The sequence below is a fragment of the Streptomyces sp. NPDC088097 genome (assembly GCF_044741845.1).
Taxonomy (GTDB): Bacteria; Actinomycetota; Actinomycetes; order Streptomycetales; family Streptomycetaceae; genus Streptomyces.
Genome location: NZ_JBIUTJ010000014.1, coordinates 115,951 through 130,226 on the forward strand (window position 1 = coordinate 115,951; position 14,276 = coordinate 130,226).

General features: G+C 73.2%; 12 protein-coding genes. 5 read left to right on the plus strand and 7 right to left on the minus strand.

Annotated features, from left to right (window positions below; genetic code table 11):
- Positions 1-197: 197 nt before the first annotated feature.
- A complete protein-coding gene (locus ACIOD1_RS28985; protein WP_401905569.1) occupies positions 198-1,007 on the minus strand; it encodes a DUF1684 domain-containing protein in 810 nt (269 codons plus the stop codon).
- A 76-nt stretch (positions 1,008-1,083) separates the two neighbouring features.
- On the minus strand, positions 1,084-2,388 hold the full coding sequence (locus ACIOD1_RS28990; protein ID WP_401905630.1) for a DUF5685 family protein: 1,305 nt from the start codon (positions 2,386-2,388) through the stop codon (positions 1,084-1,086).
- A 285-nt stretch (positions 2,389-2,673) separates the two neighbouring features.
- On the opposite strand from ACIOD1_RS28990, the gene ACIOD1_RS28995 reads away from it, so the two are divergent.
- Positions 2,674-3,132: a cell division protein SepF gene (locus ACIOD1_RS28995; RefSeq protein WP_365623448.1), complete on the plus strand. Its 459-nt coding sequence runs from the start codon at positions 2,674-2,676 to the stop codon at positions 3,130-3,132.
- Positions 3,133-3,141: 9 nt separating this feature from the next.
- On the opposite strand, the gene ACIOD1_RS29000 is transcribed toward ACIOD1_RS28995, so the two are convergent.
- Both ACIOD1_RS29000 and ACIOD1_RS29005 read right to left on the minus strand, forming a co-directional pair.
- Positions 3,142-4,362, minus strand: coding sequence for an acyl-CoA dehydrogenase family protein (locus ACIOD1_RS29000; protein ID WP_365623450.1), 1,221 nt, complete (start codon positions 4,360-4,362; stop codon positions 3,142-3,144).
- Between the two features lie 101 nt (positions 4,363-4,463).
- Positions 4,464-6,131: an MFS transporter gene (locus tag ACIOD1_RS29005; protein WP_365623452.1), complete on the minus strand. Its 1,668-nt coding sequence runs from the start codon at positions 6,129-6,131 to the stop codon at positions 4,464-4,466.
- A 270-nt stretch (positions 6,132-6,401) separates the two neighbouring features.
- Here ACIOD1_RS29005 and ACIOD1_RS29010 point away from each other — a divergent pair, with 270 nt between their 5' ends.
- The gene (locus ACIOD1_RS29010) at positions 6,402-7,535 is read left to right on the plus strand and encodes a hypothetical protein (protein WP_401905574.1); all 1,134 of its coding nucleotides are present in this window, start codon (positions 6,402-6,404) and stop codon (positions 7,533-7,535) included.
- 257 nt (positions 7,536-7,792) lie between these two features.
- Entirely contained in the window at positions 7,793-8,854 is a 1,062-nt protein-coding gene (locus ACIOD1_RS29015) for a phosphatase PAP2 family protein (RefSeq protein ID WP_365623456.1), read from the plus strand.
- 305 nt (positions 8,855-9,159) lie between these two features.
- Here ACIOD1_RS29015 and ACIOD1_RS29020 read toward each other — a convergent pair whose 3' ends face one another.
- Positions 9,160-10,203 (minus strand): helix-turn-helix transcriptional regulator, encoded by a 1,044-nt coding sequence (locus ACIOD1_RS29020; protein WP_401905576.1) that lies wholly within the window; start codon positions 10,201-10,203, stop codon positions 9,160-9,162.
- 38 nt (positions 10,204-10,241) lie between these two features.
- Positions 10,242-11,000, minus strand: a complete 759-nt coding sequence (locus tag ACIOD1_RS29025; protein ID WP_401905579.1) for a transglycosylase family protein — start codon at positions 10,998-11,000, stop codon at positions 10,242-10,244.
- 302 nt (positions 11,001-11,302) lie between these two features.
- Between ACIOD1_RS29025 and ACIOD1_RS29030 the strand changes: the two genes are divergently transcribed.
- Complete coding sequence (locus ACIOD1_RS29030) at positions 11,303-12,109, plus strand: hypothetical protein (RefSeq protein ID WP_401905632.1); 807 nt, start codon at positions 11,303-11,305, stop codon at positions 12,107-12,109.
- Positions 12,110-12,335: 226 nt separating this feature from the next.
- The gene (locus ACIOD1_RS29035) at positions 12,336-12,707 is read left to right on the plus strand and encodes a hypothetical protein (RefSeq protein ID WP_365623464.1); all 372 of its coding nucleotides are present in this window, start codon (positions 12,336-12,338) and stop codon (positions 12,705-12,707) included.
- 45 nt (positions 12,708-12,752) lie between these two features.
- Here the strand turns inward: ACIOD1_RS29035 and der are convergent, their stop codons facing one another.
- Entirely contained in the window at positions 12,753-14,210 is a 1,458-nt protein-coding gene (gene der / locus ACIOD1_RS29040) for a ribosome biogenesis GTPase Der (RefSeq protein ID WP_365623466.1), read from the minus strand.
- Between the last annotated feature and the right edge of the window lie 66 nt (positions 14,211-14,276).

Here is a 14,276-nt window from a genome sequence, read left to right on the forward strand (position 1 = left end):
CTCACTTCACGTCCTCCCGGAAGGGGGTCGGGGGCCCGGCGACGTGGGGGTGCCGGAGCCCGTGAGCGGCGGTGGGGGCCGGGGCCGGCGTACGGGTGTGCCCGTGGGCACCTACCGGTACGCCCATGGGTATCGCCGTACGTTTCGCCGTGCCCCTGACAAGTCCGCCGGATGACGCTTTCGGGAGTGTCCCGACGTCAGTGGGCGGCTGCAAGGGCGCCTTTCAGCCGCCGCTCCCCCGCCTCGACCGCGAAGGGCAGGGTGTTCCCGGGCGGCGGGAAGGGGCAGATGAAGTGGTCCGCGAAGGCACAGGGCGGAAGCAGGGCCCGGTTGAGGTCCACCAGGATCGTGCCGTCGGCGGCGGGGGCCCCGGGGCGCAGGAAGCGGAAGCGGTAGCTGGAACGACCCCCGGTGGCGTCGCCGAGGACGGCCCAGAGGCTGCCGTCCCCCTCGTCCACGGCCACCTGAAGGGTGTGGACGGCGCCGTCGAAGGAGAAGGACAGCTCACCGCCGAGGCCGAGTCCGCGCGCGCGTCCGTCGACGTTCTCGACCTGGACGCTGCGCTCCTCATCGTAGGGACGGAAGGTCCCGGGGAGCGCGAAGGCCGGGTCGTAGGGAGTGGCCTCGATGCCCTCGAAGGACGTGCGGGCCGGGGAGGCCGGGTCGAAGTCGCGCACCGCCCACTCCCCTTCGCGCAGGAGCACCACGAGGCGCCGTTCGCCCACGGCGACCCGGGAGTGCGCGGGCGAGCCCTCGTCGGCGGTGAGGACGGTCTCCCCCTCGAAGGGCTTGGCGTCGATCTCGATGCCGTCCCCGGCGCCGGCGACGAGGACGATCCCGTCCGGGGTGGCGCGCCAGTGGCCCGGAACGGCCGGAAGTCGACCCTCCGGGTGGTCCGACAGCCAGTGGGTGCCCGTCAGGGCGAGGGGTCCGTAGGGGGCGGAGACGGTGGCGAGCCGGTGCTCGTGCCACTCCCGCCAGGCGTTGGTCTCTCGGTCGTCACTCATGCCGATCAACCCTTCCACGCCGACCCGGACGGGAACCACCCCGTACCCCGTCCGGGCCTGTGAAACTGATGTGAAATCAGCAGCCGCAGTCGCACCCGCAGTCGCAGCAATCGCACCCATCACAGCAATCGCCGCAGTCGCAGCAATCGCAGTCGTCGCACCACGCGTCCCGCTTCTGTCGGGACCACGGGCCTTCGTGGTCCGTGCAGCACAGTTGGCAGGTGCAGAAGAGGCCGATGGACACGGCGCAACCGGCCAGCAGCCCGCGCCGCGGCTTCTGCGGAGGCAGCCCGCCGAACCCGCCGCCACCGCCACCGCCCGGCCCGCCCGGCCCACCCGGCGGCGGCGTCCCGGGACCACCCGGCTGCGCCGGGGCTCCGGGCGCGTACGGGTTCCCGGGCGCGTACGGGTTCCCGGCGACGGGCCCGTACCCGGCCGCCCCGTAGCCCTGCGGGGGCGCCGGGTAGCCCTGCGGGGGCGCTCCGTGGCCCTGACCCGCCGAGGCGGTGGCGGTGTGGCCGCAGCTCGCGGTGCCGAAGGCCCGGTCGACGGAGGTGCGCAGCTCGTGCACCAGGAGCCGGTGGGCGAGCCCCGCGTCGACGAACTCGGCCTCGCGCAGGGCGAGCCGGATGCCGTGCAGCGCGTCCTCGCACAGCCGCCGGGCCTCGACGAGGGAGGTGCCGGTGGCGGTGAGCGGGTTCCAGGCGCCCGCGGCGGCGTCGGCCGCCTGGTCCTCGGCGGCGTCGAGGAGGTGCGCGAGCCGCCCGAAGTAGCGACCGGCCTCGGCGAGCGGGGCGGCGTTGCCTGGCCGTCCCGCGAGCACCGAGGTATGGGCGAAGGCGGCCGCCGTCGCGGTCTCGGTGGGCTCGGTCACCACCAGTACGGACGTGCCGGCGCCGGCCAAGGTCTCGATGCCGGCCTGCCGGTCGACGGCGTCCACGAGCACCGCGGTGTCGAAGCCGAGCGAGGCCCCGGTGCGGGCGCCTGCCCGGTCCCAGCCCCGGGCGACCGTGCGGGCGGCCCGGGCGATCGGGGCGCGGGCCAACAGGCCGTCCCGGTCGGCGACGTGGTCGCGGACCTTGGCCGAGGCCAGCACCAGCGAGACGGCGGCCGCGAGCCGGGCACCCTCGCCCTTGGCCACCGCCGCGGAGCGCATCCCGCGCAGCGGGCAGGGGCCCGCGGTGCGCCTCGCGCCCGGTAGCGGGCCCGACTGAGCCTCCGTCAGAACGGAGACCAGCAGCCCGTCGTAGTTGGTGACGACCCTCGCGAACTGACCGTGGTCACCGCGAAGTGCCAGGCACAGCCCACAGAGATGGGCCATCCACTCGGCTTTGAAGCGCTCTCCCAGACGGTGCGCGCAAGGTCTGACGATGCCGAACAATCCGGTTCCCCCGTGTGTCATACGCGTGTTTCGAGGGCATGGTATCCAGCCCGGTCGTTCACCCGTACGTCCCAGCGGCTCACCCGGTCGGCGGCGGCGGTCGTATTTTCACTCAGTCAGCAGCGGTAGGCACCAGGAACCTTGACCGTGCAACGGATGTTCTGCACCAGTCGCGTCACGAAACCCCTGCGCGGCGGCTATCCACTTGGCGCGTTGTCAGCATCATGGACCACCATAGGGGCAGCTGAGAAGAAGTCAGACTGGCCACGGTGAAAGGAGGCGTCCATGGGTTCGGTACGCAAGGCGAGTGCCTGGTTGGGTCTCGTGGAGGACAGCGACGACGAGCGGTACTACGACGACGACTACGCGGAGGCGGTGGAACGCCAGCAGGGCACGGTCTCGGGCCCGGGCGACCAGTGGGTCACCGACCCGCGCGTGAAGGTGGCCTCCGAGTCCGCGGTCGACCAGGGTCGGCGGATCGCGACCGTGACCCCCGACGGCTTCCGGGACGCCCGCGGCATCGGCGAGCTGTTCCGCGAGGGCGTCCCGGTGATCGTGAACCTCTCCTCGATGGATCCGGGCGACGCCAAGCGCGTGGTCGACTTCGCGGCCGGCCTGACCTTCGGCCTGCGCGGTTCGATCGAGCGGGTGGCGACCAGGGTCTTCCTCCTGACCCCGGCCGACACCCAGATCGTCAGCGGTGAGGCCGGCGGCCGTACCCGCGACTTCTTCAACCAGAGCTGAGCGGGGCCCTCACCGGAAGGCGTCGAGCCCGGTGAGTGCCTTGCCCAGGACCAGTTGGTGCATCTCGACGGTGCCCTCGTAGGTGAGGACCGATTCGAGGTTGGTGGCGTGCCGCATGACGGGGTACTCCAGGGAGATCCCGTTGGCCCCGAGTACGGTCCGCGCGGTGCGGCAGATGTCGATGGCCTCGCGGACGTTGTTCAACTTGCCGAAGCTGATCTGCTCCGGCCGCAGGGTGCCCGCGTCCATACGCCGGCCCAGGTGGTGGGCGAGCAGGATGCCCTTGTGGAGTTCCAGCGCCATGTCCGCGAGCTTGGCCTGGGTGAGTTGGAAGCCGCCGATCGGCTTGCCGAACTGCTCCCGCGTCCTCGCGTAGTCGAGCGCGGACTCGAAGCTGGCGCGCGCCGCGCCCATGGACCCCCAGATGATCCCGTACCGCGCGTGGCTGAGGCAGCCCAGCGGTCCCTTGAGCCCGGTGACGCCCGGCAGCACCGCGTCCGCCGGCAGCCGTACGTCGTCCATGACCAGCTCGCTGGTGACCGAGGCGCGCAGCGACCACTTGTGCTTGATCTCCGGCGCGGAGAATCCGGCGCTGTCGGTGGGGACGGCGAAACCGCGGATCCCCTCCTCCGTCTGCGCCCAGACCACGGCGACGGCGGCCACCGAACCGTTGGTGATCCACATCTTGCGGCCGTTGAGGATCCAGTCGGCGCCGTCACGCTTGGCGTACGTGCGCATCGCGGCCGGGTCGGAGCCCGCGTCGGGCTCGGTCAGACCGAAGCAGCCGATCAGCTCGCCGGCCGCCATGCCCGGCAGCCAGCGCTGCTTCTGCTCCTCGGAGCCGTACTTCCAGATCGCGTACATCGCGAGGGAGCCCTGTACGGAGACCAGTGAGCGGATCCCTGAGTCGGCGGCCTCCAGTTCCAGGCAGGCCAGTCCGTACTGGACGGCGCTGGCGCCCGCGCAGCCGTAGCCGGTCAGGGACATGCCCAGCGCTCCGATGGAGCCGAGTTCGCGGGCCAGCTCGCGGATGGCGGGCAGTTCGCCGTCCTCGTACCACTGGGCGATGTGCGGCAGGATCCGGTCGGCGGCCCAGGAGCGGACGGTGTCGCGGACGGCGAGGTCCTCGGGGCCGAGCAGTTCGTCGAGTCCGAGCGGATCGGTGGGGACGAAGGGCTTCTTCGGCGCGGACGACGGGGACGACGCGGACGGGGTGGACGACGCGGACAAGAGGGCCTCCCGGCAGGCACGTGGTGCGAAACCTAGCGGTGCAAGTTTGTCCTCGCGCCCGCTCCCGGTCCACCCCCGGTTTCCCGTGGCGGCCCGGAGCGTCAGTGGGTGCGGCCGGGACGTCCGCCGACGGCGGGGTCGCGGTCGGCGGCCTTGGGCTGCGCGGGCAGGCGTACGCCCGTCCCGGCGCCCTGATCGCGGGCGACCGGCTCGGCCTGCTCCATGGTGCGCGGGAGCTTGAGGGCCATGAGGGCGCCGGCCAGCAGCAGTCCGGCACTGACCAGCAGGGTCACGTGCAGCCCGTGGACGAAGGCCTGCCGGGCGGCGGAGTGGAGGGCGTCTCCGGCGGCGCCGCCGAGGTGGGCGGCGATCTGGTAGGCCTCGCCGAGGGAGTGGGAGGCGTCCCGGGCCTCCTCGGCGGACACGCCGGGGACGTCCGCGAGACCCGGCGCGTAGGCGGCGTTCATCACACTGCCGAGCAGCGCGATGCCGATGCCCGCACCGAGCTGGTATGAGGTCTCGCCTATGGAGGCCGCGCCGCCGGCGGTGTCCGCCGGGGCCTCGCTGAGCATGGACTCGTAGGCGGCGAAGAGGGTGGTCTGGAGGCCGAAGCCGAGCAGGACGAAGCCGACCGTGAGCAGCACGGGACGGTCCTGCTGGCCCATGAGCGTGAGCAGGAGCACCGCGCCGGCGGTCAGCACGAAGCCGAGGGAGACCATCCTGCGCGGGCCGACCCGCTGGAGGGTGTAGGAGCCGGTGGCGCCCGCGGCCATGGCGGCGAAGGTCAGCGGGAGCAGCCGCAGGCCGGTCTCCAGCGGGGTCAAGCGCAGCACCAGCTGGAGGTACTGGACGGCGATCAGTTCCAGGCCGACCAAGGCCAGCATGGCGAGCACGATGCAGCCCACGGAGGTGGAGAAGGCGGCCCGGGAGAACATCCGCATGTCGATCAGCGGGTGCTCGCGGCGCTTCTGGCGGCGTACGAAGAGGATCATCAGGGCCGCGCCGACCAGCAACGGGACGATCGCCTCGGCGTCGGCCAGGTGCCGCTCGGCGCCGAGCCGCTTGATGCCGAGGACCGCGGCGAGGATGCCGGCGGCGGCCATCAGGGCGCCGACCACGTCCCAGGGTCCGTCGACGCTCCCCTTGGACTCGGGCAGCAGCCAACGGCCGAGCGGCAGGAGCAGCGCCATCAGCGGGATGTTGATGAGGAAGACGGAGCCCCACCAGAAGTGCTGGACGAGGAAGCCGCCCAGCACGGGGCCGCTCGCCGCGCCGACCGCGGCGACGGCCGTCCATATGCCGATGGCGACCGCCCGCTCGCGCCGGTCGGGGAAGACCTGGCGCAGGATGGACAGGGTGGCGGGCATGATCATCGCTCCGCCGACGCCGAGCAGGGCGCGGGCGGCGATCAGGACCTGGGCGGTGTCGGCGAGGGCCGCGACGGCGGAGGCGACGCCGAAGAGGGCGTAGCCGAGGAGCAGCACGCGGCGGCGGCCGATCCGGTCGCCGAGGGTGCCGAAGAGGATGAGGAGCGCGGCGCAGACCAGCGGATAGGCGTCGACGATCCAGAGCAGCTCCTGCGCCCCGGGACGCAGGTCCTCGGTCACGGAGGGGACGGCCACGTGCAGGATCGTCGCGTCGAGGGCGACGAGCACCAGGCTGACGCAGAGGACCGCGAGCACGAACCAGCGGTTCGCCCCGTCGGAGGCCCCCGCCAGGCGCCGGCGGAGGGAAGGGTTCCTGTCGCCGGTCGTGTGCGTCCCCGACATGCATGTACCTCCAGGTGATCCCTCGCACTCGGCGGACCGGCTTCGTGGGGCGCGACCGGGGGGGTGGTGCGCTGTACGGCGTCCTGCGGGGTCCGGCATCGTCACGCGAGTGAACGGTCAGCGTACGCGAGTTCGCCTGTCCGACACGTGGTCCAGCTCTCATCCCCGCGACGGGCGCCGTGTGGTGTGTGCCACTCGTCCGGTCCGCCCCCGATCCTCGCGCCCGTGGCCCCCGCGTCGCCCCGCGACGTGCCCGGGGAAGATGGATCCGTGAAAGATCTCGCATGGCGCCGGGCGGCGCCCGCGCTCGGCGCCTACGCGGCGGTCCGGCTCCTCGGCCTGACGGTGCTCGCCGTGTGGTGCGCGGCCGCCGGAAGCAGCCCGCACACCCTGTTGTCGGCCCGCTGGGACTCGCTCTGGTACGCCCGGATCGCGGCCGGCGGGTACGGGTACGAGGTGGTCCTGCCCCACGGGGCCGTCCACTCCGACCTGGCGTTCTTCCCGCTGCTGCCGTGGCTGGAGCGGGTGGTGGCGGCGCCGACGGGGCTCTCGTACGGTTCCGCGGGCCTGGTGGTCTCGGTGGTGGCGGGGCTCGCCGCCGCCTGGGGGATCTTCGCGGTGGCGGACCTGGTGTGCGCCCCGCGGCACGGCGCCGCGTTCGGGCGCCGGGCCGGGATCCTGGCGGTGGCCCTGTGGGCGGCGCTGCCGGTCGGGATCGTGCAGTCCATGGCGTACAGCGAGGCCCTGTTCACCGCCCTGGCCGCCTGGGCCCTGTACGGGGCGCTGCGCGGGCGGTGGCTCACGGCGGGGCTGCTCGCGGCCGGGGCGGGGCTGACCCGGCCGGTCGGGGCCGCCGTGGTGGCGGCGGTGTGGGTGGCGGCCGTGCTCGCCCTGCGGCGCGGGGAGCGCTCCTGGCGCATGGCGGCCGGGGCGGTCCTGGCTCCGCTCGGGGCGGCGGCGTACGTCCTGTGGGTCGGCCGGCGGACCGGCGGCGGTCCGCTCGGCTACCTCGACGTGCAGGGGGGCTGGGGCAACGGCTTCGACGGGGGATGGGCCTTCGCCCGGTTCATCGGGGCGCGGCTGGCCTCCTCGACCTTCGCGGCCGGGATCGGGCTGATCGTCGGGGTGGCGCTGGTGCTGTGGCTGTACGGGTTGTGCGTGCGGCAGCGGCAGCCGGTCCCGCTGTTGGTGTACTGCGGGATCGTGGTGGCGCTGGCGCTGTGCGCGTCGGGGTACTTCGGATCCAAGCCCCGCCTGCTGCTGCCCGCCTTCCCCCTCGTGCTGCCGCCGGCGGTGGGGCTGGCCCGGTGGCGGACCGGACGGGCGACGGCCGTGGTGGGCGCGGTGGCGCTGGCGTCGGCGGTGTACGGGGCCTTCTGGTTGAACGGTTCGGGGCCGCCGTGACGTCCGTGACCGCCGTGATCACGGAATGGATCATTCCAATCCATGATTGCGCAAAGGAATTGACCTGCGTCCATAAGTCCTCCGTAAGTGTGTGGACAATTAAGAGGCCCGCACTCCCGGAGTTGAATCGACCGAGTTCCAACAAGCGTCGGAACAGCGGTAATTAGTACCGCGTGAGACGCACTCCACATCACATGGTCATCACAAAGCGCGCGATTCGACCGGGGTGCCCTTCGGCGCGCGGTAACGTCGATTGAGTGCGTACCGACCAATTGCTGACCCGTCTGGAGCCGGTCTTCGCCCGGCTGGACAGGGAACCAGAGCGACCGGCTCATCTGCAGACACCGCGGATGAGCCGGCACCGCGTCGTGCTCCTCTCCGCGATGCTCGCGTTCTACCTCGCGATCGTCGTGGCCGTGCTCACGACTTCCTGGCTCGTCCGGCTGGACTGGCAGATCATGTTCTTCCGGCCCTACGAGCAGTGGCCGCAGCTGCACGCCTTCCTGGACTACCTCGTCGTCCTGGGCCAGCGCGGGCCCACCGCGGTGATGGTCGCGGCCTGGCTCGGCTGGCGCTCCTGGCGCCAGCACACCCTGCGCCCGCTGATCACCCTCGGCGTGTCCCTGCTCCTCCTGAACATCACCGTGGGCGCCGTCAAGCTCGGCCTCGGCCGCCTCGGTCCGCACTACGCCACCGAGATCGGCTCCGCCGAGCTCTTCGCGGGCGGCGATATATTCCCTTCCGGCCACACCGCCAACGCCGTCGTGACCTGGGGAATCCTGGCCTACCTGGCCTCGACGACCGTCACCCGGCGGGTGCTGTCCCTCTTCTCCGCGGTGGTCTCGCTGAGCGTCGGCGCCACCACCGTCTACCTCGGCACCCACTGGGTCAGCGACGTCCTGCTCGGCTGGATCGCCGGACTGCTGATCATGCTGGCGCTGCCCTGGTTCGAGCCGCTCATCGCCCGCGTCGAGGCCTACGTCTTCGAGCTGCGCGAGCTGTGGCGCCGCCGCCTGGAGGAGGGCCGGGTCTCCGAGCCGGTCGCCGCCGCCCTCGGCCCCCTGCTCTCCGCGGGCGGGAAGTGGCGCCTCGAACGCCGCGCGCCCGAGCCCGAAGCCGCCCCCGAAGCCCCGGTCCCGGCCGCCGCGGGCGCCGCCGCCCACTCCCCGACGGTGCGCCCCGTGGTCCACGCGCCGGGCCGCCCGCACGTGATCCGCTCCGAGCGCACCCCGGTCACCCCGGCCGGCAGCCGCCGTCCGGCCCACGCCGAACGGGCCGCCGGCCGCAGCACCTCGGCCCGCCCGGCCACCGGCGGCTGAGCCCCTCGCGCGGGGAGCGGTACGCACATCCCCCACCCCGCGCGGCAACGGCGGGCCGGTTCACCGAACCGGCCCGCCGTTGCCGTTCATATGCACGAACCGTCAGCGCGACGCCCTGATGTTCGTCCGTACCGGGTCACGCTTGTGTCACGGGTTGTCGACGGCGGCGAGCCTCCCGGGCCCCGCCCGGACAGCCGCCGGAATCCCCGTTCCACACATTCTCGGCGGCCTGCGACACGCCCGGCCAGGATTCCTGTCGAATTCCGTTGGGAAAACGTCGAATTACCCTCGCCATTGCGAAAAGGTCACATGGCCGAGGACTCGGGAACGGCGTCCCGCGAGGAAGCCGGAACCGCCCCGATCGCCGCTCGCGCACCCTCCTGCGGTACGGCTTCCAGAGCGCGGCTCAGACGGTCCCGGGCCGCCCGGATCCGCTCCGTCAACTCCGGCGGCTCCACCACCTCGAACTCACAGCCGAGCAACATGACGTGAATGACCAGGACGTCCTGGTTCGTGGCCCCGGTCCGCAACAGGCAGCTGTGCGCGTCGATCGGCTCCAGCGCCCCGACCGACGGCCCGATGGTCCGCGCCGCCTCCTCGGCCGGGATCCGCAGCCGCAGCACGGCCCGGGCCGCGTAGACCTGCTGCGACACGCCCCGGGAGACGTAGGCGGCCAGGTCCTCGGCGGGCGGGGGACGCGGGGTGAAACGGGGGCCGTGCGGCGGGCGGGGCTCGATCCGGTCGGCCCGGAAGGTCCGCCAGTCCTGGCGGTCGAGGTCCCAGGCGACCAGGTACCAGCGGCGCTCGGTGCAGACCAGCCGGTGCGGTTCGACGGTACGGCGACTGAGGCCGCCCTGGTGGTCGCGGTAGCCGAAGCGCAGCCGCTCGGTGTCCCGGCAGGCGGCGGCGAGGTCGGTCAGCACGGAGGGGTCGACGCCGGCCGCCGCGGGGCCTCGCAGCATGGGCACGGTGAACTCGTTGAGCGCGGAGACCCGTCTGCGCAGCCGGGACGGCAGCACCTGCTCCAGCTTGGCCAGGGCCCGTACGGAGGCCTCCCCGATCCCCTCGACGCCGTTCCCGGCGGCGGTGCGCAGCCCCACCGCCACGGCGACGGCCTCGTCGTCGTCGAGGAGCAGCGGCGGCAGTTCGGCCCCGGCGCCGAGCTGGTAGCCGCCGCCGGTGCCGGGACTGGCGTTCACCGGGTAACCCAGCTCACGGAGCCGGTCCACGTCCCGGCGCACCGTGCGGGGGGTGACGCCGAGCCGGTCGGCGAGGTCGGGGCCGGTCCATTCACGGCGGGCCTGGAGGAGGGAGAGCAGGCGCAGCAGGCGCGCGGAGGTATCGAGCATGCCCGCAGTCTGCCGCCGGCAGGGGGCGGGTCGCGCCGCTACCGGCCCCGGGGAGCGGTCGACGCGTGGGCGGACGGTACGGGGGCGGGCACCACGGGGGCCGGCTTCGCGGGCACGGGCTTCGCGGGCACGGGCTTCGCGGGCACGGGCGCGGGCACGGGGGCGGGAACGGGCGCGGGCTTCGCGGGAGCCGGCGCGGGCTTCCCGGGCGCCGGCCGGTTCGGGGACGGTACCGGGGCCGGGCCCGAGGCCGGTGGGAGCGTCAGGAGGAGGCCCGGGCTCAGCCGCTCCGGGCGCGGCCCGATCGTCGCCCGGTTCGCCTCGTACAGCGCCCGCCAGCCGCCGGCCACCCGGTGCCTGAGCGCGATGGTGTTCAGGGTGTCCCCGCCCCGCACCACGTGCATCCGTCCGGCCAGCCCGTACCGCTTCGCGCAGACCGGCCACGCCTCCCAGCCCTGGCTGCCGAGCACGTCCTCCGCCACCCTGATCTGCTGGTCCCGGGTGGCCAGGTCCGCCCGCGCCGCGTAGCCGAGGCCCCCGTGCTCCTCCCAGGTCGGCTGCCAGAACTGCAGCCCCCCGTAAAAGCCATTGCCCGAGTTCACGGCCCACCGGCCGCCGCTCTCGCAGTCGGCGACGCAGTCCCACGGCCACTGCCCGCCGGGGCCGCAGTCCCCGGCCCGGTGTCCGGGCGAGCCGGGAGAGGGCGGTGGGGGCGCGGCGTGGGCGTTCGAGGGGAGGGCCAGTACCAGCGCGACGGCGGCCACCAAGGCGGCCCGCCGCAAGCAGAGATCGGGCATCGCGTCACGCTACGCCGGGGCCCGTGAGCCCCCCGGCCCGCCACGCGGCGCCCGGAACGGCCCCACCCGGACGGCCGACCCGGCAGCCCCCTCCGAAGCGACCGACAAGCGCCGCCAACTGGGCACAAGGAGCCAACAGTTGACACGAACCGGAAGCCCACACCGGCCCGTTCACTCTTCCGGGTGGTCGGTTCGATTCCGTTCCCTCAAACGGCGTGACCCCGGCCGCCGCTCGGGCGTTGAGCCCGGCGAGCCGGGAGCCTCCCGGCCTCCGCACGAATGAGGAGCACCCCGTGCCGCGCATGCTCGACGTCAGTGATGAGGTCCGCGCCGAGATCGGTGACGAAGAAGCCGACAGGCTGCTCGCCGGCCCGGACGCTCCGGGCAGTTACGACTGCACCTCCTGCCGCACCCCCGGGGACCCCGAGAGCGACCCGACCAGCACGGTGCTGTTCGTCGGCGACGAGACGGCCGTCCTGGCCTTCGCCCACGCCGGCTGCATTCCCTCCCAGGTCGTCTCGGTCTCCGAGGAGCAGCTCCAGGGCGCGGTCCGCAGCATCACCGGCGACAGCCCCGCCCCCGGCGCCGACGGCCTCTCCGGCGAAGGCCCGCAGGCCGTGCCGGGCGGTCAGGCCGTCCTCGGGATCACCAGCGGCCTCGTCCTGATCCAGGGCGACCTGCACCCGGCCCTGGTCGTCGAGCCGACCGCGCCGATCGCCCGCCCCGGCACCACGGGCCCCGGCGACGACTTCCTGCCGCTCCTCATCGAGCAGGGCTTCGTCCCCGTCACCGACACCGCCGAGGTCCCCTCCGCGCTCCCCGGCTGGTCGGTGCTCCTGGCCGGCGGCCAGCTGCACGCCGTGCTCCAGCCCGGCGTCGACGGCGGGCCCCAGGTGGCGTGGTGGCAGGCGCACCAGGCCCTCAGCGTCACCGACGGCTGGCGGGCCGCCGTCAACAAGACCCAGCGGGTCCTCATCTACGCCGCCCCGGTCGGCTCCATCGGCCAGCAGCCGCGCGAGGACCTGCTGCGCGACGCCCTCGACAAGGCCGCGATCAACGGCAAGCTGGTCGCCGCGTCGATGCCCCTGGCCGGTACGCCCGGCGCCTGATCCCCGGTTCGCCCCCGCTTCGACCCACCACCGCACACGGCCGCCCGCCCCTCACGAGGGGGCCGCGCGGCATGCGCCGGGGGTGCGCGGTCCGTCCCGCGCACCCCCGGCGATCTGCGTTTTCCGCCCCGTCACCCCGCAACCGCAGGGCGCCGGGTTCGTTGGCTGATACGTGCATTCATACGACCCCTCCCGCGCCCCGTCCTATCCGAGCAGCGCCCCCCCGATGCGCCCCGCACGGGACCGGGACATCGCTCCGGCCGCCTCGCACACCCCGATCTACGACACGCTGTACTCCGAATACCTGCGCGCCTTCCGGGCGTTGCCCGGCGACCGTACGGGCGAGGAGGACATCGGCTTCACCGCGTTCTCGCACGGCGGCTCCACCGGCACCTACGTCAGCCCCTACACGGGCCCGTACGGCAGCGGCTGGAACGCCTCCGCCTGGCAGCCGAGCGAGCCCTGGCAGCCCGCGTACGCGCCGGTGCCGGCCGCCGCCCCGCAGCCCTCGTACGCATACGTCGGCGGGCGGCAGTCCCAGACCGGAATGCAACACATCCCGGCGGCACTGCCGCCCGCTCCCCGTCGGGGCTACTGACCCCTTCGGCCGGCCCGTCCGGCCGGTGCCGCGTCCTGCCCGCGACTACTTCTTCTTGTGCTGCGCGCCGCGCTTCTCGCGCACCCGCACCGAGATGTGGATCGGGGTGCCCTCGAAGCCGAACTCCTCGCGCAGACGGCGCTCGATGAAGCGGCGGTAGCCGTGCTCCAGGAAGCCGGAGGCGAAGAGGACGAACCGCGGCGGCTTGCTGCCCGCCTGGGTGCCGAACAGGATGCGGGGCTGCTTGCCGCCGCGGATGGGGTGCGGGTGGGCCGCGACGACCTCGCCGAGGAAGGCGTTCAGACGGCCGGTCGGGATGCGCGTCTCCCAGCCCGCGATGGCGGTCTCGATCGCCGGGACCAGCTTCTCCATGTGGCGGCCGGTGAGCGCCGAGACGTTCACCCGGGGCGCCCAGGCGACCTGCTGCATCTCGGTCTCGATCTCGCGTTCGAGGTAGTAGCGGCGCTCCTCGTCCATCTCGTCCCACTTGTTGTAGGCGATGACGATGGCACGGCCGGCCTCGACGGCCATGGTGATGATGCGCTGGTCCTGGACGGAGATGTTCTCGGTCGTGTCGATCAGGATGACCGCGACCTCCGCCTTCTCCACGGCGGCGGCCGTACGCAGCGAGGCGTAGTAGTCCGAGCCCTGCTGGAGGTGGACCTTCTTGCGGATGCCCGCGGTGTCGACGAACTTCCAGGTGACGCCGCCGAGCTGGATCAGCTCGTCGACGGGGTCGCGGGTGGTGCCGGCCATCTCGTTGACGACGACGCGGTCCTCCTTCGCGACCTTGTTCAGCAGCGAGGACTTGCCGACGTTGGGGCGGCCGATCAGGGCGATGCGGCGGGGGCCGCCGATGGCGGTGCCGAAGCTCTGCTCGGGGGCCTCGGGCAGGGCTTCGAGGACGGCGTCGAGCATGTCGCCGGTGCCGCGGCCGTGCAGGGAGGAGACCGGGTGCGGCTGGCCGAGGCCCAGCGACCACAGGGAGGCCGCGTCGGCCTCGCCGCTCTGGCCGTCGACCTTGTTGGCGCAGAGCACGACGGGCTTGCCGGCCCGGCGCAGCAGCCGAACGACGGCCTCGTCGGTGTCGGTGGCGCCGACCTTGGCGTCCACGACGAAGACGACGGCGTCGGCGGCCTCGATGGCGTATTCGGCCTGGGCGGCGACGGAGGCGTCGAGGCCGAGGACGTCCTGCTCCCAGCCGCCGGTGTCGACGACCTTGAAGCGGCGCCCGGCCCATTCGGCCTCGTAGCTGACGCGGTCGCGGGTGACACCCGGCTTGTCCTCGACGACGGCCTCGCGGCGGCCGATGATGCGGTTCACCAGGGTCGACTTGCCGACGTTCGGTCGGCCGACGACGGCCAGGACGGGCAGCGGTGCCCCACTGGCCTCCCCGATCGCGCCTTCGACGTCCTCGACGTCGAAGCCTTCCTCCGCGGCGAGCTCCATGAACTCCGCGTACTCGGCGTCGCCAAGTGCTCCGTGGTCGTGCTGGTCGTTCATGAAGTCCGTTCCTCGTCGTTCGTGGTGATCGGTGGCACCGGCAGAGCGCGGTTCCACTACTAAGGT